The organism is Rhizobium sp. N621, from assembly GCF_001664325.1.
GTDB lineage: Bacteria > Pseudomonadota > Alphaproteobacteria > Rhizobiales > Rhizobiaceae > Rhizobium > Rhizobium esperanzae.
In genome coordinates this window covers 2,186,338-2,204,650 of sequence record NZ_CP013495.1, presented here as the reverse complement: position 1 = coordinate 2,204,650, position 18,313 = coordinate 2,186,338, and the positions used below count along the sequence as shown (strand labels likewise).

Sequence of the window (18,313 nt, the reverse complement as noted above, 5' to 3'; positions counted from 1 at the left end):
TATGCCGCGGCGCGCTTTAGTCTTCTTTCCATGCATGTCGTTATCCCAAAACCGCCAAATACTCTTGGGCGGCATGCATCAATCCGCTTTTGAAACCGCTACCGGCTTCGGCCGCGGCAGATGCTTCGGCTTCGGCTCGGATGGCGTGTGTCCGGGGGCGACAAGCCCGCCCGAAATCAGGAATTTGGCGGCGTCTTCCGGGCTCATATCGAGCATGACGATTTTTTCACGCGGCACGAAGACGAGGAAGCCGGCCGTCGGCACCGGCGTCGGCGGCAGGAAGACGGCGACCATATCCTGGCCCATGGCGTTGAACTTCGAGGCGATCTCGCCCTTGGCGTCGGTGGCGACGAAGACCAGCGCCCATAGGCCCGGGCTTGGATATTCGATAAGGCCCACCTTCTTGAAGGAGTTCGCCTGCTCCTTCAGCACGGTTTCGAAAATCTGCTTCACGCTTTTATAGATCGTGCGCACCAGCGGCATACGCTGCACGATCGATTCGCCGAAACGGACGATGCTCTGGCCGATAAGGTTTTTGCCGAGGAAGCCGACGACGGTGATGAGCACGACGGCGATCAGCAGGCCGAAACCGGGAATGGCGAAATTGAGATAGCTTTCCGGATTCCAGCGCGCCGGAATATAGGGCCTCACCCAGCTGTCCGACCAATGGATGAAGGTCCAGGTCAACCAGATGGTAATCGCGATCGGCGCGCAGATGATCAGGCCTGCGAGAAAATTATTCCTCAGCCGGGTCGCGACCGGCATTCTGGGGGCGTTGTCGGCCATCTCTTCCTGATGAACTCCATCTCAGTCCTGGACGGGCCGGAACGCCGGCCCTTCCCCCTTGTCCGCACACCAAAATTGCCAGAATTCGGGGCGTCGCACAATATGTTTCGGCGCGAAGATCCCGCCCCTAGAGGCTTATTCCACGGTCACGGATTTCGCCAGATTGCGCGGCTGATCGACATCGGTGCCCATGAAGACGGCGGTGTGATAGGCGAGCAGTTGGATCGGCAACGAGAAGATCATCGGCGCGATGATTTCATCGACGACAGGCAGGGTAATCGTCGCCATGGTCGGCAGTTTCGAGGCCGCTGCACCCGCTTCGTCGGTGATGAAGATGATGCGGCCGCCACGGGCTGCGACTTCCTGCATGTTGGAGACGGTCTTTTCGAAGAAGCGGTCATAGGGGGCGATGACGATGACAGGCATGTTCTCGTCGATCAGCGCGATCGGACCGTGCTTCAGTTCGCCGGCGGCATAGCCTTCGGCATGGATATAGGAGATTTCCTTGAGCTTCAGCGCGCCTTCCATGGCAAGCGGGAAGCTGGTGCCGCGGCCGAGATAGAGCACGTCCCTGCATTTCGACAGTTCCCGCGACAGGCTTTCCATCTGCGGCTGGATGAGGTTCAGCACCCGGCTCATGACGCGCGGCATTTCGGCGAGATGGCGCACCAGCGCCCTCTCCTCCTCAGCGCTGACCGTGCCGCGCGCCTTGCCGGCGCCGATCGCCAGCGATGCCAGCACGGCGAGCTGGCAGGTGAAGGCCTTGGTCGAGGCGACGCCGATTTCCGGGCCGGCCATGATCGGGAAGACGGCATCGGATTCGCGGGCGATGGTCGATTCGCGGACGTTGACGACGGCGCCGATCTTCAGCCCGTTGTCGCGGCAATAACGCAGCGAGGCCAGCGTATCGGCGGTCTCGCCGGATTGCGAGATGAAGAGCGCCGCCTGCGAGGGCGAGAGCGGCATTTCGCGGTAGCGGAATTCAGAGGCGACGTCGATCTCGACCGGCAGGCGGGCATAACGCTCGAACCAGTATTTGCCGACGAGACCGGCGAGATAGGCGGTGCCGCAAGCCGAGATCACCAGGCCAGTCGCCGCCTTGAAATCGATCGCGGCGGCATTGGCGCTGATCGTGTTCTCGGCGAAATCGACGTAATGGCTCAGCGCATGGGAGATCACCTCCGGCTGCTCGTAGATTTCCTTTTCCATGAAGTGGCGGTGATTGCCCTTGTCGACCACATAGGCGGTCGCCTGCGAGATCTGGCGGGCGCGTTTGACCGGCCTGCCGGCGAAATCCAGGACCGAGACGCTGTCGCGGGTGATGAGGGCGCAGTCGCCGTCGACGAGATAGGTGATCTCATTGGTGAAGGGCGAAAGTGCGATGGCGTCCGAACCGAGGAACATCTCGCCGCGGCCATAGCCGACGGCAAGCGGCGGGCCGGAGCGGGCGGCCATGATCGTGCCGGGATCGTCCTTGAGCATGACGGCCAACGCATAGGCGCCGGTCACCCGGTTCAACATCTTCAACATGGCGGCGCGCGGATCGAGGCCCTCGCGCAAATATTTTGCCATCAGCTGGGCGACGACCTCAGTGTCGGTCTGGGTTTCGAAGACCGAACCCTCCTCGGTCAGTTCGTCGCGAAGCTCGGAGAAATTTTCGATGATGCCATTATGGACGACGGCAACACCTTCGACGAAATGCGGATGGGCATTGGTTTCGTTGGGAACGCCGTGCGTCGCCCAGCGCGTATGGGCGATGCCGACCAGACCCGGCAGCGGTTCGGCATCGAGGCGCTTTTCCAGATTGAAGAGCTTGCCCTCGGCGCGGCGGCGATCCATCACGCCCTCATGGATGGTGGCGACACCGGCGGAATCATAACCGCGATATTCGAGACGCTTCAGCGCATCGACCAGACGCCCGGCGACAGGCTGAGTTCCGACGATCCCCACAATTCCGCACATGCAATATCCCCAACTCGAGCATTTACGCGAAAATGCTCTCCTGTTTTCTCCGCGCAATTTCCGGACGCAAAAACCGCTACGCACTTTTGCTGGAATTGCTTTTGGCTCCGATAACGAGGCCAGTCCTAACGATTTCCGCTTATTTCTCAATGGCCTCGGCGGTCACTTTCAATTTCCGCCGGTTACGCAAAACGTCCCTCAGGCTTTCGCCTTCTTCGCCGCTTTGATGGCGAGCGCGCGTTCGCGCAGCAGCTTCGCACGCTCGGGCTTGATCTCCTGGCGGGCGCGACCGAGCGCCAGCGCATCGGCCGGGACGTCGGCGGTGATAACGCTGCCGGAGCCAACATAGGCGCCGTCGCCGATCGTTACCGGTGCGACCAGCGAGGAGTTGGAGCCGATGAAGGCGTTTTCGCCGATCACCGTTTCGCTCTTGTTGACCCCGTCATAGTTGCAGGTGATCGTGCCGGCACCGATATTGCTGCCGGCGCCGACGACGGCATCGCCGATATAGGTGAGGTGGTTGACCTTGGCGCCCTCGCCGATCCGGCCGTTCTTGACTTCGCAGAAATTGCCGACCTTCGAGCCATTGGCAAGATCGGCCCCCGGCCGCAGCCGGGCGAAGGGACCGACGGTCGCGCCCTCACTGACATGGGCGCCTTCGATATGCGAGAAGGCGTGAATGACGGCGCCGCTGTCGATCACTGCGCCTGGACCGAAGACGACGTTCGGCTCGATCAGCGCATCCTGGCCGATGACCGTATCGTAGGAGAGGAACACCGTTTCCGGTGCGATCATGGTGACGCCCGCCAGCATCATCTCGCGGCGGCGGCGCTCCTGCCAGAAGCGCTCGATGACGGCGAGTTCGGCGCGGTTGTTGCAGCCGGTCATCTCGATTTCAGGCGCATCGACGGCGGTGACGCGGCCGCCGAGCGAGCGGGCGATCTCGACGAGATCGGTCAGATAGAATTCGCCCTTGGCATTGGAATTGCCGATGCGCGAGAGAAGGTCGAGCGCCTTGCGGCCGTTGATCGCCATCAGACCGCTGTTGCACCAGGTCACAGCCCGCTCGGCGTCGGTCGCATCTTTCTCTTCGCGGATGGCGATGAGTTCGCCGTCCTTGACAAGCAGGCGGCCGTAACCGGTCGGGCGGTCGGTGTGGAAACCGATGACGACGATGTCGCTGCCATCGGCAAGACCCCGGCGGGCGGCTTTCAACGGGCCGTCGGTCTGCAGCGGCACATCGCCATAGGTGACGAGAATATCGTCATAACCCCTGCCGATCGCTTCGCGCGCCGCCAGCACGGCATGGCCGGTGCCGAGGCGCTGCTGCTGCAGATAGGATTCGACGCCGACACCTTCGATGCTTGCAGCCTTTGCCACCTCCTCGGCGTCGCGACCGACGACAAGGGCAACGGAGGAAATGCCGGCGGAAGCAACTGCCTCGACGACATGGGCGATCATCGGCCGCCCGGCGACCGGGTGCAGCACCTTCGATTTGGAGGATTTCATCCGCGTGCTGTCACCGGCAGCAAGGATGACGGCAAGGCAAGTACGTTCCATGATCGGCTCCGCGAATCCGCGCCATGAGGCAGCTTTGTTGCCTCATACTGCATAATTCCTGAAATCGGAATCGATTTTCGGAAGCCGCGATGGAAGGATCGAAAGTGCGTTGGCGTGCTTTGCGCGTCTCCAAAGAAGGGCAAAGTCACAGCTCAGGCAAAGCCCTTACTTAGGTGAAATTTCCGGCGAAAGCGGCTCCATGACATCAGGAGAGCCGCTGGCCGCAAAGGATTCGCGCACATGATCGCGGCCGTCCAGGATGACGACTTCCATCGCCCGGCGCGCTGCGGCGCTGTCACCGGAAGCGATGGCATCGACGATGCGCATATGGGTGTCGGCAATGTTGGCAAACCCGTTTTCGGAGGGCGGCGTGCTGATACGGAACATGCCGACGAGAGCCGCCTCGATAAGGCTGCCGAGGGTGCGCATGAAGGGATTGTGCGAGGCTTCGGCGAGCGCCAGATGAAAGTGCAGGTCGGCGAGCGCCAGGCTGTCGGCCGTATGGTCTCTCGCCGCCATCTCCTCCGCCAGCCCGCGCAGCGTCTCGATTTCCTCGGCATTGGCCCGCTCGGCGACGAGGCCGGCGGCGAAGGGTTCGACGGCAAGGCGGATATCGTAAAGCTGCAACAGGAATTCTTCCGTCACACCATTGTCGAAGTGCCAGGCGATAATCTCACTGTCGAACATGTTCCAGAGGTTCTTCTCGGTCACACGCGTGCCGACGCGCGCCTTGGCGACGACCATGCCTTTGGCGGCGAGCGTCTTCATCGTCTCGCGCAAGACCGTGCGCGACACCTTGAAGCGTTGCGCCAGTTCCGTATCGCCCGGCAAGATCGAGCCGACGGGATAGGTGCCTGCGACGATCGCCTTGCCGAGCTCGTCGACCACCTGGGCATGGCTCGTCCGGGTCCGGCGCCCTGTCTTGCGTGTCTCGATCAATTTGTTGCGCAAGCGATCCGTCTCCTCCTCAGGCATACCTCTTGTTCAGACTGGAAAGGAACAGGATCGCCTTCTGCATCAGGATGAATGCAAACAGCAGAAGGCCGATCAGGATCTTCGTCCACCAGCTCGACAGCGTGCCGTCGAAGGTGATGTAGGTCTGAATGAGCCCCTGGATCAGGATACCGATCAAGGTTCCCGCCACGAATCCCGCTCCTCCGGTCAGCAGCGTCCCTCCGATGACGACTGCCGCGATGGCGTCGAGTTCGACGCCGACCGCCGCAAGAGAATATCCAGCAGAGGTGTACAGCGAAAAAACGATTCCGGATAGGCCGGCGAGAAAACCCGACAGCGCATAGATCTGGATCGTCGTGCGGCCGACCGGTACGCCCATCAGCCGCGCCGTCTGCGGACCGCCGCCGAGCGCATAGACATTGGTGCCGAAGCGGGTGCGGTGGGCAATGAAAATGCCGGCGGCGAAGACGAGAAGCATGATGGCGCCGATCAGCGTCAGCCGCCCGCCTCCGGGCAGCCGCCAATAGAGGCTCGTCAGCGTCGAATAATAGTCGTGGTTGATCGGAATGCTGTCGATCGAGAGCACAAAGGCGATACCGCGCGCCAGGAACATACCGGCAAGCGTCACGATGAAGGCCGGCATTTCGAGATAGTGGATGATCGCGCCCATGATGGCGCCGAAGGCGGTGGTGATGACGAGAACGAGCGCGAAAGCAAGAAGCGGATGGATCGAGGTATTCTGCAGGATCACCGCGAGGAAGACGCCGGTGAAGGCGATGATCGAACCGATCGACAGATCGATGCCACCGGAGATGATAACGAAGGTCATGCCGACCGCGGCAATGCCGAGAAAGGCGTTGTCGGTCAAGAGATTGCCGATGACGCGCGTCGACAGCATGTTGGGATATTGCAGCGTGCAGCCGGCATAGGCGAGCACGAAGATGACGATGGTCGCAAGCAGCGGCAGATATTTGGAGTTCATTTCGGCTACTCCCTTCCGCCCTGCCGGCGGCTGGCGAAGATGGCGAGCGATTGCACCGCCGGCGACTGAATGACGAGGATCACGATGATGATGACCGCCTTGATGATCAGGTTGAACTCGGGCGGAAATCCGGAGGACAGGATGCCGGTGTTGACCGCCTGGATGATCATCGCTCCGATCAGCGACCCGACAATACTGAACCGTCCGCCGAGCAGCGAATTGCCGCCGACAACGACGGCGAGGATGGCATCAAGCTCCAGCCAGAGACCGGCATTGTTGGCATCGGCGCCCTTGATGTCGGCCGCGACGATAATGCCCGCGATCGAGGCGCAGAGCCCGCTCAGCATGTAGACGGCCATCAGCAGCACCGGCGTCTGAATGCCGGAGAGCGTGCTGGCGCGTCGGTTGACGCCGACAGCCTCAAGCAGCATGCCGAGCGCCGTGCGGCGAACGAGCAGGATGACGAGCAGGCCGACGAGCAGCCAGATGACGACCGGCATCGGCAGGAGCGCCATGGAGCCGCTGCCGAAGAAGATCAAACCGTCATCGTTGAAGGTCAGGATGGCGCCCTCGGTGATGAGCTGGGCGATGCCGCGGCCGGCCACCATCAGCACCAGAGTGGCAATGATCGGCTGGATGTTGAGGATTGCCACCAGGAAGCCGTTCCAAACGCCGCAGGCAAGCCCGATCATTAACGTCAGGAGAACCGTATAAGCGACTGAATTTCCCGAAACAATCGAGGATGCGGCAACGGCACCGCAAATGGCGATGACCGCGCCGACGGAAAGATCGATGCCCTTGGTGGCAATCACCAGCGTCATGCCGATCGCCAATAAAGCCACCGGCGCGCCGCGATTGAGCACGTCGATCAGGCTGCCATAGAGGCGTCCGTTCTGAACCACCACGTTAAAAAACTGCGGCGACGTTATGAAATTCAACAGAAGAATGACCAGGAGAGCGATCAACTGCGGCGCCAGGCGATAAGCCAGCGCATTCCGGGAGGATTTCATGCTTCCTCCTTGTGCTCGGCGGCGGCGATGGCATCGACGATAGCGGCGGCGGTGATGCGCTCGCCCGTGAGTTCAGCGATATGCTGCCTGTCGCGAAGCACGATGACACGTGAACTATAGGCGACAAGCTCTTCAAGTTCCGAGGAAATTACGATCAAAGACATGCCTTCGGTGCAGAGCTGTTCGATGAGCCGGATGATCTCGGCATGGGCGCCGACATCGATGCCGCGAGTTGGCTCGTCGAGGATGAGAAACTTCGGATTGGTTGCCAGCCAGCGGGCGAGGATCGCCTTCTGCTGGTTGCCGCCGGAGAGCAGCCGGATCGGCTTTTCGCGGTCGGTGGTGCGGATGTCGAGCGCCTTGATATAGCGGTCGGCGAGCGCATTCTGCTCGGCGCGCGACAGTGGTCGGGTCCAGCCGCGGCGAGCCTGCAGCGCCAGCGCGATATTTTCCCGGATCGACAGGTCGCCGACGATGCCATCGGTCTTGCGGTCCTCAGGGCAGAAGCCGAAACCCTTTTCGATTGCAGCGCGCGGGCTGGAAAGGGTGACGGGCTGGCCATCGATCGTCGCACTGCCGCTGTCGGCATGTTCGACGCCGAACAGCAATTCGGCGGTTTCGGTGCGCCCGGAACCGAGCAGACCGGCCACGCCAACCACCTCACCGGCGCGCACATCGAGATCGAAGGGCTTGACCTTGCCGCGTTTGCCGTAGCCGGAAAAACGATACCGGACCTCGCCGGCTGCGATGCTGCGCTCCCCGACCGTCTCTTCGGCCTGGGCGAGCTCCCGGCCGAGCATCATGGCAATCAGGCCCTGGCGCGGCAGTTCGGCAGCATCGCGGGTGCCGACGAGCTTTCCGTTGCGCAGCACAGTGATTCGGTCGCTGATCGCATAAACCTGCTCGAGGAAATGGGTAATGAAGACGATGCCGAGCCCGCGCTTCTTCAGGCCCTCAATGATCCGGAAGAGCAGCGCCACTTCCTGGTTGTCGAGGCTGGCCGTCGGTTCGTCGAGGATCAGCACCTTGCCGGAGAGATCGACGGCACGGGCGATGGCGACGACCTGCTGGACGGCGACGGAGAAACGTCCGAGTTCGGCGGTGACGTCAATATCGATGCCGTAGCCGGCGAGCAGTTCGCGCGCCTTGCGGTTCATCGCGCGCACGTCGGTCATACCGAACCGCCTCGGCTGGCGTCCGAGAAACAGGTTTTCGGCGACACTCAGATTGGTGAGGAGGTTGACCTCCTGATAGACGGTGCCGATACCCAGCTTCTGGGCGGCGAGCGTGTTGGCCGGATTGATTTCCTGGCCGTCAAGCACCATGCTGCCGCCGTCGCGATGATAGGCGCCTGTGATGCACTTGATCAGCGTCGATTTTCCGGCACCGTTCTCGCCGAGAAGCGCATGAACCTCACCGCGGCGCAGCGTGAAATCCACCTTGTCCAAGGCGACGGCGCCGGGAAAAAACTTGGATATGGCCGAGGCTGCGAGAATATTCTCGTTATTGTGAACCATGAGGGCTGCTGTGTCCTGATATTGCGCCGTGCGCCCGCGCCGAGACCGGGCATGACGCCCGATCCGGCACCGGCAGTTCCGCACCGGCCCATGATGGGCCAGTGCGGTTCCAGGTTCAAATCAGTAGCCCTGACCCTTCTTCTCTTCGTAGACCTTCATCGGCTCGTCGGAAGGCGTGTAGAGCTTGGACTCAGTCTGAATCCACTTCGGCGGAGCCTTCTTGTCCTTCAGATAGGCATCGAGCGCGTCGAAGGCCGGACCAGCCATGTTCGGCGTCAGCTCGACGGTGGCATTGGACTCGCCTTCGGACATCGCCTTGAAGATATCGGGCACGGCGTCGATGGAGACGACGAGGATATCCTTACCGGGCTTCAGGCCGGCTTCCTTGATCGCCTGAATGGCGCCGACGGCCATGTCGTCGTTATGGGCATAAAGAGCGCAGATATCCTTGCCGCCGTTCTCGGCCTTCAGGAAGCTTTCCATGACTTCCTTGCCCTTGGTGCGGGTGAAGTCACCGGTCTGGCTACGAACGATCTTGAGGTTGTCATGGCCGGCAAGAGCTTCTTCGAAACCCTTCTTGCGGGCGATCGCCGGCGACGAGCCGGTTGTGCCCTGCAGTTCGACGACGTTGCACTTCTTATCGCCGACAGTCTTCACCAGGAAGTCGCCTGCGACCTTGCCTTCGTGAACGAGATCCGACGTGACGGCCGTCAGGTACAGATCGTCGGGGGCCTTGATGGTGCGGTCGAGAAGGATGACCGGGATCTTGGCTTCCTTGGCTTCCTTCAGAACGTCGTCCCAGCCGGTTTCGACAACCGGAGCGATCAGAATGGCATCAACGCCCTGAGCAATGAAGGAGCGCAAAGCCTTGATCTGATTTTCCTGCTTCTGCTGCGCGTCGGCAAACTTCAGATCGATGCCGCGCTTCTTGGCCTGTTCCTTGGTGACAGTGGTTTCAGCCGCACGCCAGCCCGATTCCGAGCCGATCTGCGAGAAGCCGACCGTCAAGCCACCGGCCGAAGCCGAACCGAACATGCAGGCAGCCAGAACCGTGGCACTCAAAAGTGCAGTCTTCAATTTCATGATATCCTCCCAATGCCGCTCCTTCGCGGCGCAGGGTCAAAAAATCATATAGTATTACTTTTGGCAATCACTTTTTTTAGCGTTACAGAAGAAAAAGGGCGCCCGCCGGGACGCCCTTGGAAGTTGCAAAGCCTGCGGAATTATTGCGCCGGCAGCTTGTCGTCGACACCTTCGACATAGAAGTTCATGCCGAGCAGCGTGGCGTCATCTGCCTTCTCGCCCGCCTTCAGCCAGGGCGTGCCGTCCTGCTTGTTGATCGGGCCAGTGAAGGGATGCAGCTCGCCCGATTTGATCTTGGCTTCGGTTTCCTCGGCCATCTTTTTCACGTCGTCAGGCATGTTGGTATAGGGCGCCATCTTCAGGATGCCATCTTTCAGGCCGTCCCAGCTCTGTTCCGACTTCCAGGTGCCGTCCAGCAGCGCGTGCACACGTTTGGAGTAGTAGGCGCCCCAGGTGTCGACGATCGCCGTCAGCTGCGCCTTCGGGCCGGCTGCGATCATGTCGGACGCCTGACCGAACGCATGGATGCCGCGTTCTTCGGCAACCTGCATCGGCGCAGTTGTATCGGTGTGCTGCGTCAGGACGTCGACGCCTTGGTCGACCATTGCCTTGGCGGCATCGGCTTCCTTGCCGGGGTCGAACCAGGTGTTGACCCAGATGACCTTCAGCTTGAAGCTCGGGTCGATCGACTTCGCACCCTGCTCGAAGGAGTTGATGCCCATCACCACTTCGGGAATCGGGAAGGAAGCGATGTAGGCGGCGCCGTGATTCTTCGAGGTCTTGGCGGCGATCTGGCCGAGGATATAGCGGCCCTCATAGAATCGCGAGTTGTAGGTCGCGAGATTCGGGCCAGTCTTGTAGCCGGTGCCATGCTCGAACTTGACCTTCGGGAACTTGGCGGCGACCTTCACAGTCGCATCCATGAAGCCGAAGGAGGTCGTGAAGATCAGCTTGCAGCCGGAGCGGGCAAGGCGCTCGATGGCGCGCTCGGCGTCCGGGCCTTCCGGGACGTTTTCGAGGTATGGCGTTTCGATCTTGTCGCCGAATTCCGCCTGGACCTGCTGGCGGCCGAGGTCGTGGGCCTGCGAATAACCGCCATCGGTGTGCGAACCGACATAGACGAAGCAGACCTTCGTCTTGTCCGCGGCTTGAGCGGCGGAGGAAATGCCGATCACGGCGGCAGCCGAAGCGGCGAGTGCGAATGCGAATTTTTTCATGGTGACCCCTGTTGGTTTGAAGTTATTGCGGAAATCCGTCCTTGATCTTGTTGCCTTATCGCTCCGGCACAAAGGCCTTTCCGAGCGACGCCGGCGTGTTGATCAACGTCGTGCGCCGATTATGGGAAATGATGATGAGAACCACAATAGTCGCGGCATAGGGCAGCATCGAAAGGAACTGCGAGGGAATGCCGAGGCCGAAGGCTTGCGCGTGCAGCTGCAGGATGGTGACCGCGCCGAAGAGATACCCGCCGGCAAAGACCCGCCATGGCCGCCAGGAGGCGAAAACGACAAGCGCCAAGGTGATCCAGCCGCGGCCGGCGGACATGTTCTCCGCCCATTGCGGCGTATAGACGAGCGACAGCTGCGCGCCGGCAAGACCGGCGCAGGCGCCGCCGAACATTACCGCCAGGTAGCGCGTGCGGATGACACCGATGCCGAGCGCATGGGCCGACGTATGACTGTCGCCGATCGCTCTCAGTTTCAGCCCGGCCCGGCTGCGAAACAGGAACCAGCTGACGCCGATCACAAGCGCAATCGACAGGTAGAAGATCAGATCCTGCCTGAACAGCACATGGCCGATGACGGGAATATCCGACAGGACGGGAACGACGATCTCTTCGAGGCGAATGCCGGGAACGCTGACATAGGGCTCACCGAGCATGCCGGATGCGCCGAGACCGAGAAGCGTAAGCGCCAGTCCCGTCGCCACCTGGTTGGCCACCAGCGTCAGCGTCAGGAAGGCGAACAGCAGCGAGAACAGCGCACCCGCCACTATGCCGCAGATGATCCCGACATAGGGCGAGCCCGATAGCTGCGCGCCGGCAAAAGCGGCAACCGCGCCCATGATCATCATGCCTTCGACGCCGAGATTGAGAACGCCGGAGCGTTCCGCCACGAGTTCGCCGAGCGCGGCGATGACGAGCGGCGTCGAGGCGGTGATAACCGTCAGCAGAATGGCTTCGAAGATGCTCATACCCCCACGCCCCTGACCCGCGACCAGACAATGCGGATTTTGTAGTAGATCAGCGTGTCGCAGGAGAGCACAAAGAAAAGCAGCAGCCCCTGGAAAACACGCGTGACCTTGTCGGAGACGCCGAGCGACAGCTGCGCCGCCTCGCCGCCGAGATAGGTCAGCGCCAGCACCAGGCCGGACGCGATGATGCCGAGCGGATTGAGCCGGCCAAGGAAGGCGACGATGATGGCGGTGAAGCCGTATCCCGGCGAGATGGCCGGCTGCAGGTGGCCGATCGAGCCGGAGACCTCTGATATCCCGGCAAGGCCAGCAAGCGCGCCCGAGAAGAGAAAGCTGAACCAGATCATCTTCTTCGACGAGAAGCCGGCAAAGCGCCCTGCCCGCTCCGACTGGCCGAGGACGACGATCTCGAAGCCTTTCAGCGTATAGCGCAGCATGAACCAGACGCCGATCGCTGCGATGATGGCAAAGATGAAGGCCCAGTGGGCCCGGCCGGATTCCTCCCAGATCGCCGGCAGCACGGCTTCGGGTGCGAAATCCCGCGAGACCGGGAAGTTGAATCCCTGCGGATCGCGCCAGGCGCCGCGCACCAGCCAATCGAGGAAGAGCTGGGCGATATAGACCAGCATCAGCGATGTCAGGATCTCATTGGTGTTGAAATGGGCCTTCAACAGCGCCGGAATGGCGGCAAAAAGCGCGCCGCCGAGCGCCCCAAGCAGCAGCATCAGCGGCAGAACGAGCGGCGAATGCCAGTCGTAAAAGACGATCGGCAGATAGGAGCCGGTAATGGCGCCGATGGTGAACTGCCCCTCGGCGCCGATATTCCAGTTGTTCGAGCGGTAGCTGACGGCAAGGCCGACGGCGATCAGGATCAGCGGTGCTGCCTTGATCGCCAGCTCGTGCAGCGACCAGACCTCGAGCAGCGGCTCGACGAAGAATGCATCGAGCGCCTCGACGGGGTCTTTGCCGAGCATGGCAAACATGATGGCGCCGAAAGCGAGCGTCAGGGCAAGGGCCAGGAGCGGCGAGACGAAGGCGAAGAGCTTCGAGACGTCGGGACGTTTTTCCAGTTCAATGCGCATCGGCAGTCTCCGCGGCCGAGCTGCCCTCATGCAGGCCGCCCATCAGCAGGCCGATCTTTTCGCGGGTGAGTTCGCCGGCCGGATAGGGCCGGGAAAGGCGCCCCTCGGAGATGACGGCGATATCGGTTGCCACTTCGAAGATTTCGTCAAGGTCCTGGCTGATCACGACGACGGCGGAGCCGGCCTTTGCCAGATCGACGAGCGCCTGGCGAATGCGGCTTGCGGCTCCCGCATCGACGCCCCAGGTCGGCTGGTTGACGACGAGGACGGCCGGCTGGCGGTCGAGCTCGCGGCCGACGATGAATTTCTGCAGATTACCGCCTGAGAGCGAGCCGGCGGCGGGATCGTCACCGCTCTTGCGGACATCCATCGCTTCGGAAATGCGCCGCGCCGCAGACTTTACCGCGCCCTGTCTGATGATGCCGAGCACGCCCAGAAAGGCTTTGCGATCCGACTGGCTGCGGGCCAGCACCAGATTGTCGGACAGCTTCATGGCGGAAACGGCCGCGTGCCCGTGCCGCTCCTCCGGCACGAAACCGGCGCCGAGCAGGCGACGGGCGGTAATGCCCTGAGTGCCTATGGGCTTCTTGCGAATGATGATCGCTTCGGCGAAGGCAACCGGATACTCGCCCGACAGCGCGTCGAACAGCTCGCTCTGGCCGTTGCCCGCCACACCGGCAATAGCCAGGATCTCACCCGAACACACCGTCATGGAGACGTCGCGCAACGGCATGGCAAAGGGCGTGCGCGCGGCAACCGACAGATTCGAAACGGCAAGCTGCACCTCGCCCCTGTCGCTGCGCTCGGGATGGGTGACGGTCGCCACTTCACTGCCGACCATCATGCGGGCGAGCGAAGCAGGGGTTTCCTGCCTGGGATCACAGGCGCCGGTCACCCGGCCATGGCGCAGCACGGTGGCGCGATCGCAGATGCGCTGCACCTCCTCCAGGCGATGGCTGATATAAAGAACCGAACGGCCCTCGGCGCGCAGCTTGAACAGCGTCTCGAACAGCTTGTCGGCTTCCTGCGGCGTCAGCACCGAGGTCGGCTCGTCGAGAATAATCAGCTTCGGGTTCTGCAGCAGCGCCCGGACGATCTCGATGCGCTGGCGCTCGCCGACGGAGAGATCGGCGACATGGGCATGCGGATCGAGCGGCAGGCCGTAGGCGTGCGACAGCGCCCTCGCCTCCGCGGCGATCCTGTCGATCGGGATGGCGTCGTCGAGCGACAGCGCGATGTTTTCGGCCACCGTCAGCGCCTCGAACAGCGAAAAATGCTGAAAGACCATGCCTATGCCAACCTTGCGGGCTTGGCCCGGCGAGGTGATGGCGACCTGTCTGTCTTCCCAGCGGATCTGACCGTGCGTCGGCTCCAGCACGCCGAACAGCATCTTGACCAATGTGGATTTGCCTGCGCCATTCTCGCCGAGAAGTGCATGAATTTCGCCCCGCGCGATGTCGAGATCGATGTCATTGCAGGCGGCAAAGCCACCGAAAAACTTCGTCAGCTTCTGGACGGATAACAACGCACCGGAATCCGGCACATTCAATGCAGACACGTTCCCCTCATTTCTTCTGCCGACCGGTCCGTTCGGATCTCATGGAATCAGCAGCGTCGTTCCTGTTGTTTTTCTTGCTTCCAGATCCGCGTGAGCCCGCCCAACCTCACGCAACGGATAGGTTTGGTTGACATTGATACGCACTTTGTTGCTTTGCACAACATCAAATAGCGCCTTTGCACTGTCGTCCAATTCCTGCCGCGTGGCGATATAGGCGAAGAGCGACGGCCGCGTCGCGAAGAGCGAACCCTTCTGAGCCAGCATGGCGAGGGTGAAATTCTCGATCGGCCCGGAAGACTGGCCGAAGGAGGCAAAAAGGCCGCGTGGCTTCAGGCAATCGAGCGACTGTGGAAAAGTGTCCCGGCCGATCGAATCATAGACGACATCGACACCCTTGCCGCTCGTTATTTCGCGGACGCGGCCGACAAAGTCTTCGCTCTTGTAGTTGATCACATGGTCGTAGCCATGGGCCAGCGCCAGCTCGATCTTGTCCTCGGAACCGGCCGTGCCGATGACGGTGGCGCCGAGCGCTTTTGCCCATTGGCCGGCGATCAGGCCGACGCCGCCGGCGGCAGCATGGAACAACAGCACCGTCTGCGGACCGACGTTGAAGGTGCGGTTCAAGAGATATTCGGCAGTCATGCCCTTCAGCATCATCGCCGCTGCCGTTTCGATCTCTATGCCGTCAGGCACATGCACCAGATGGCGCGCCTCGATATTGCGCTCGACGCTATAGGCGCCGTCGGCGTTGGCATAGGCGACACGGTCGCCGAGCTTGAAATCGGCAACATCAGGCCCGACCGCCGTCACTGTTCCGGCGCCCTCCTTGCCGGTGACAAAGGGAAAGTGCGGCACCTTATAGGAGCCGTTGCGAAAGTAGACATCGATGAAGTTGAGGCCGATCGCCGCCTGCCGGATCTGCACCTCGCCTGCCGCCGGTGGCGGAAGATCGATCTCGACATAGTCGAAAACATCAGGTCCGCCCGTCTGCGAGAATGAAACCGCATGCGTCTTCGTCATATTGCCTGTCCTAAGCTTCGCGTCCAAGGGAGGGGAAGAATTGCAGCACCGCGCCGATGACGTAAAGATAGAGCCCGGTCACGATAAAGAGAATGAGCGCCCATTCCGGCGTTTCGAAATGCATTAGCAGCGAATAGACACCGAGCGCCGACCATAGCAGGAAGACGCCGAGATTGAGCGGGCGCAGTCGTTTCACCCGGACCGGGTGGAGAAAATTGATCGGCAGGAAGGTCAGCACCACCGAAATCGTCACGACGACAAGCGCCGTCGTCGCACTCGCATCGATGACGAACAGGGTGAAGACGATCATGTTCCAGACGACAGGAAAGCCGGAGAAGAAATACTCGTCGGTCTTCATGCCCATATCGGCGTAATAGATGGCGCTGGAGACGACGATCATGCCTGCGGCGACGAAGGACCAGGGCTCGCCGATCATGCCGCTCTGATAGAGGGCGAAGGCCGGCAGCAGCACATAGGTGACGTAATCGATGATATTGTCGAGCGTATCGCCCGACCAGTTCGGAAGCACTTCCTTGACCCGTACTTTGCGGGCGATCGGCCCGTCGATGCCGTCAACGAGAAGCGCCAGTCCCAGCCACCAGAACATGTCGATGAAGCGATGCTCGGCGGCGGCAACGACGCCGAGAAAGGCGAGGAACGAGCCGGACGCCGTCAGGATATGAACGGAAAAGGCGCGCATCTCGGCGTAAGGAACACGCTTGTAGTTGAAAATCTTCATAGTCCCCCGACCGCCTGTCGCGCTCGCCCCGGCAAGCGTGTTTTTTTCGCCATCATCACCGGACCCTGTTCCTGAATCGGGTTGGGTTCGACGCCGTAGGTCTTTGTTGTCGCACCGCTTTTGCCGAAAATCAGCATTACGCTGCGGTCCGCCGCTCTAATATGCATCCTTTGTCCGGCTTCGCCAGCGGGAAATATGACATTCTCCGCTCGCCATTGAATCCTGACAATGACATGCATATTTCCCTTCTGAAGCGTCGCGTGGAATGGAATGCCTTTAATTCCGGCCGGATTTGTAATATCTCGCTCCCAATCCGACAGTTCATCCGACGAATACGGGATCCGCTACCGAAATGAACGCGCCTGCAAAGACCGAAGACTTCGCCTCGTCCATCCCCGCCGGCGTCTACGCCGAGACGGTTCTGAGCGTGACGCATTACACCGACCGGCTCTTCCGCTTCACGATGACCCGGCCGCAGGGCTTCCGTTTCCGTTCCGGCGAATTCGCGATGATCGGCTTGATGGTCGAGGGCAAGCCGGTTTTCCGCGCCTATTCGATCGCCAGCCCCGCCTGGGCCGAAGAGCTCGAATTCTTCTCGATCAAGGTGCCGGACGGTCCGCTCACCTCGCATCTGCAGGCAATCAAGCCGGGCGACCAGGTGCTGATGCGCAAGAAGCCGACGGGAACGCTGGTGCTCGATGCGCTGACGCCCGGCCGTCGTCTCTACATGTTTTCGACGGGAACGGGCGTCGCGCCCTTCGCCAGCCTGATCCGCGATCCCGAGACCTACGAGAAGTTTGAGGAAGTCATCCTCACCCATACGACCCGCGATGTCGCCGAACTGAAATACGGCTTCGACCTGGTGCATGAAATCCAGAATGACGAGCTGCTGAAGGAGGTTGTCGGCGACAAGCTGCGCCATTATGCGACCGTCACGCGCGAAGACTTCGAATATCGCGGCCGTATCACCGACCTGATCTCGTCAGGCAAGCTCTTTACCGATCTCGGCGTGCCGCCGCTCGATCCGGCGATCGACCGCGGCATGATCTGCGGCTCCTCGGCGATGCTGAAGGACACCAAGGAGCTGCTGGAAAAGGCCGGCCTCAATGAGGGCGCCAACAGCAAGCCCGCGGAATTCGTCATCGAACGCGCTTTCGTCGGCTGACGTCTTTTTGCGACAAGCAGATCTGAAGCGGCTCCGGAAACGGGGCCGTTTTTATTTGCGGGCGAGATAGTCGATCAGCGCCGCCATGGCCGCATGCGCCTCATCCGGTCTGCCCCGCTGGATGGCCCGAATGACGGCGACATGCAGCGCGATGACGCGGTCCAGGCGCTCGGGGCTTGCGGTGGCATACCAGAGGCGACGCGCATGCGTCTGCACCGGGCCGAGCGCGGCCGTGATGAAGCCATTCGGACAGGCATCCTCGAGGATCTCGTCAAAGGTCTTGTCGGCGGCGAAGAAGCCGGTGAGATCACCGGTGGCGGCGCATTCCTCCATGGCGTCGGCGCAAGCGCCGAGGCGGAGGCGCTGCTCGTCCGTCGCATGTTCGGCAACCAGGCTTGCCGCAATCGGCTCCAGCTCGCGGCGCACCTGCATGACATTGCCATGATCCTCCGGCGCGATCTCGGCAACCTGCAGTCCAACCCGCGGCTTCACCAGGATCAGCCCCTGCCAGGCGAGTTTCTGAATGCCTTCGCGCACCGGCGTTCGCCCGTGGCCCGCCATATCGATCAGCTGCTTTTCGGTGACAAGCGCGCCGGGCTTCAGCGCCAGCGTGACGATCAGGCGCTCCAGCGCAAGATAGGCGCGGTGGCTCTGTGACGTCTCCATGCCGAAAATCCCGCCGAACTGATATATCACATTTTG

At 61.5% G+C, this 18,313-nt stretch carries 17 protein-coding genes; 1 reads left to right on the top strand and 16 read right to left on the bottom strand.

Annotated features, from left to right (window positions below):
* Positions 1–78 precede the first annotated feature (78 nt).
* The 15 genes from AMK00_RS10735 to AMK00_RS10665 all read right to left on the bottom strand — a co-directional run bounded on the left by AMK00_RS10735 (position 79) and on the right by AMK00_RS10665 (position 16,685).
* Positions 79–786 carry a DUF502 domain-containing protein gene (locus AMK00_RS10735; RefSeq protein WP_037118645.1) on the bottom strand — a complete coding sequence of 236 codons (708 nt, stop codon included), beginning with the start codon at positions 784–786 and terminating at the stop codon, positions 79–81.
* Positions 787–921: 135 nt separating this feature from the next.
* Positions 922–2,748: a glutamine--fructose-6-phosphate transaminase (isomerizing) gene (glmS, locus tag AMK00_RS10730; RefSeq protein WP_064810379.1), complete on the bottom strand. Its 1,827-nt coding sequence runs from the start codon at positions 2,746–2,748 to the stop codon at positions 922–924.
* 198 nt (positions 2,749–2,946) lie between these two features.
* Positions 2,947–4,308 (bottom strand): bifunctional UDP-N-acetylglucosamine diphosphorylase/glucosamine-1-phosphate N-acetyltransferase GlmU, encoded by a 1,362-nt coding sequence (gene glmU / locus AMK00_RS10725; RefSeq protein ID WP_064810378.1) that lies wholly within the window; start codon positions 4,306–4,308, stop codon positions 2,947–2,949.
* A 165-nt stretch (positions 4,309–4,473) separates the two neighbouring features.
* A complete protein-coding gene (locus tag AMK00_RS10720; RefSeq protein ID WP_064811694.1) occupies positions 4,474–5,259 on the bottom strand; it encodes a FadR/GntR family transcriptional regulator in 786 nt (261 codons plus the stop codon).
* A gap of 16 nt (positions 5,260–5,275) precedes the next feature.
* Positions 5,276–6,244: a galactofuranose ABC transporter, permease protein YjfF gene (gene yjfF, locus AMK00_RS10715; RefSeq protein ID WP_064802549.1), complete on the bottom strand. Its 969-nt coding sequence runs from the start codon at positions 6,242–6,244 to the stop codon at positions 5,276–5,278.
* Positions 6,245–6,249: 5 nt separating this feature from the next.
* Positions 6,250–7,254: an ABC transporter permease gene (locus AMK00_RS10710; RefSeq protein ID WP_064802547.1), complete on the bottom strand. Its 1,005-nt coding sequence runs from the start codon at positions 7,252–7,254 to the stop codon at positions 6,250–6,252.
* The gene (gene ytfR, locus AMK00_RS10705; protein ID WP_064810377.1) at positions 7,251–8,771 is read right to left on the bottom strand and encodes a galactofuranose ABC transporter, ATP-binding protein YtfR; all 1,521 of its coding nucleotides are present in this window, start codon (positions 8,769–8,771) and stop codon (positions 7,251–7,253) included. The genes AMK00_RS10710 and ytfR overlap by 4 nt, the downstream gene beginning before the upstream one ends.
* Positions 8,772–8,891: 120 nt before the next feature.
* The gene (gene ytfQ / locus AMK00_RS10700) at positions 8,892–9,854 is read right to left on the bottom strand and encodes a galactofuranose ABC transporter, galactofuranose-binding protein YtfQ (RefSeq protein ID WP_064810376.1); all 963 of its coding nucleotides are present in this window, start codon (positions 9,852–9,854) and stop codon (positions 8,892–8,894) included.
* 140 nt (positions 9,855–9,994) lie between these two features.
* Positions 9,995–11,071, bottom strand: a complete 1,077-nt coding sequence (locus AMK00_RS10695; RefSeq protein ID WP_064810375.1) for a BMP family ABC transporter substrate-binding protein — start codon at positions 11,069–11,071, stop codon at positions 9,995–9,997.
* A 55-nt stretch (positions 11,072–11,126) separates the two neighbouring features.
* Positions 11,127–12,047: an ABC transporter permease gene (locus tag AMK00_RS10690; RefSeq protein ID WP_064810374.1), complete on the bottom strand. Its 921-nt coding sequence runs from the start codon at positions 12,045–12,047 to the stop codon at positions 11,127–11,129.
* Positions 12,044–13,129, bottom strand: coding sequence for an ABC transporter permease (locus tag AMK00_RS10685; protein WP_064810373.1), 1,086 nt, complete (start codon positions 13,127–13,129; stop codon positions 12,044–12,046). The genes AMK00_RS10690 and AMK00_RS10685 overlap by 4 nt, the downstream gene beginning before the upstream one ends.
* On the bottom strand, positions 13,119–14,687 hold the full coding sequence (locus AMK00_RS10680; RefSeq protein WP_064810372.1) for an ABC transporter ATP-binding protein: 1,569 nt from the start codon (positions 14,685–14,687) through the stop codon (positions 13,119–13,121). The genes AMK00_RS10685 and AMK00_RS10680 overlap by 11 nt, the downstream gene beginning before the upstream one ends.
* Positions 14,688–14,726: 39 nt before the next feature.
* Complete coding sequence (locus AMK00_RS10675; RefSeq protein WP_064810371.1) at positions 14,727–15,707, bottom strand: quinone oxidoreductase family protein; 981 nt, start codon at positions 15,705–15,707, stop codon at positions 14,727–14,729.
* A gap of 10 nt (positions 15,708–15,717) precedes the next feature.
* The gene (pcsA, locus tag AMK00_RS10670) at positions 15,718–16,446 is read right to left on the bottom strand and encodes a phosphatidylcholine synthase (protein WP_064802532.1); all 729 of its coding nucleotides are present in this window, start codon (positions 16,444–16,446) and stop codon (positions 15,718–15,720) included.
* Positions 16,443–16,685, bottom strand: a complete 243-nt coding sequence (locus AMK00_RS10665; protein ID WP_064810370.1) for a hypothetical protein — start codon at positions 16,683–16,685, stop codon at positions 16,443–16,445. Before AMK00_RS10665 ends, pcsA begins: the two co-directional genes overlap by 4 nt.
* A gap of 113 nt (positions 16,686–16,798) precedes the next feature.
* On the opposite strand from AMK00_RS10665, the gene AMK00_RS10660 reads away from it, so the two are divergent.
* A complete protein-coding gene (locus AMK00_RS10660; RefSeq protein ID WP_064806129.1) occupies positions 16,799–17,611 on the top strand; it encodes a ferredoxin--NADP reductase in 813 nt (270 codons plus the stop codon).
* Between the two features lie 51 nt (positions 17,612–17,662).
* Here AMK00_RS10660 and AMK00_RS10655 read toward each other — a convergent pair whose 3' ends face one another.
* Positions 17,663–18,277: a GntR family transcriptional regulator gene (locus AMK00_RS10655; protein ID WP_064811693.1), complete on the bottom strand. Its 615-nt coding sequence runs from the start codon at positions 18,275–18,277 to the stop codon at positions 17,663–17,665.
* Positions 18,278–18,313 lie beyond the last annotated feature (36 nt).

Excerpts from the sequence above, each read along its gene's own strand:
- glmU (WP_064810378.1), bottom strand. The coding sequence starts at position 4,308 with ATGGAACGTACTTGCCTTGCCGTCATCCTTGCTGCCGGTGACAGCACG.
- AMK00_RS10685 (WP_064810373.1), bottom strand. The coding sequence starts at position 13,129 with ATGCGCATTGAACTGGAAAAACGTCCCGACGTCTCGAAGCTCTTCGCC.
- glmS (WP_064810379.1), bottom strand. The coding sequence starts at position 2,748 with ATGTGCGGAATTGTGGGGATCGTCGGAACTCAGCCTGTCGCCGGGCGT.
- yjfF (WP_064802549.1), bottom strand. The coding sequence starts at position 6,244 with ATGAACTCCAAATATCTGCCGCTGCTTGCGACCATCGTCATCTTCGTG.
- ytfQ (WP_064810376.1), bottom strand. The coding sequence starts at position 9,854 with ATGAAATTGAAGACTGCACTTTTGAGTGCCACGGTTCTGGCTGCCTGC.
- ytfR (WP_064810377.1), bottom strand. The coding sequence starts at position 8,771 with ATGGTTCACAATAACGAGAATATTCTCGCAGCCTCGGCCATATCCAAG.
- pcsA (WP_064802532.1), bottom strand. The coding sequence starts at position 16,446 with ATGAAGATTTTCAACTACAAGCGTGTTCCTTACGCCGAGATGCGCGCC.
- AMK00_RS10710 (WP_064802547.1), bottom strand. The coding sequence starts at position 7,254 with ATGAAATCCTCCCGGAATGCGCTGGCTTATCGCCTGGCGCCGCAGTTG.
- AMK00_RS10695 (WP_064810375.1), bottom strand. The coding sequence starts at position 11,071 with ATGAAAAAATTCGCATTCGCACTCGCCGCTTCGGCTGCCGCCGTGATC.
- AMK00_RS10735 (WP_037118645.1), bottom strand. The coding sequence starts at position 786 with ATGGCCGACAACGCCCCCAGAATGCCGGTCGCGACCCGGCTGAGGAAT.
- AMK00_RS10655 (WP_064811693.1), bottom strand. The coding sequence starts at position 18,277 with ATGGAGACGTCACAGAGCCACCGCGCCTATCTTGCGCTGGAGCGCCTG.
- AMK00_RS10675 (WP_064810371.1), bottom strand. The coding sequence starts at position 15,707 with ATGACGAAGACGCATGCGGTTTCATTCTCGCAGACGGGCGGACCTGAT.
- AMK00_RS10660 (WP_064806129.1), top strand. The coding sequence starts at position 16,799 with ATGAACGCGCCTGCAAAGACCGAAGACTTCGCCTCGTCCATCCCCGCC.
- AMK00_RS10690 (WP_064810374.1), bottom strand. The coding sequence starts at position 12,047 with ATGAGCATCTTCGAAGCCATTCTGCTGACGGTTATCACCGCCTCGACG.
- AMK00_RS10665 (WP_064810370.1), bottom strand. The coding sequence starts at position 16,685 with ATGCATGTCATTGTCAGGATTCAATGGCGAGCGGAGAATGTCATATTT.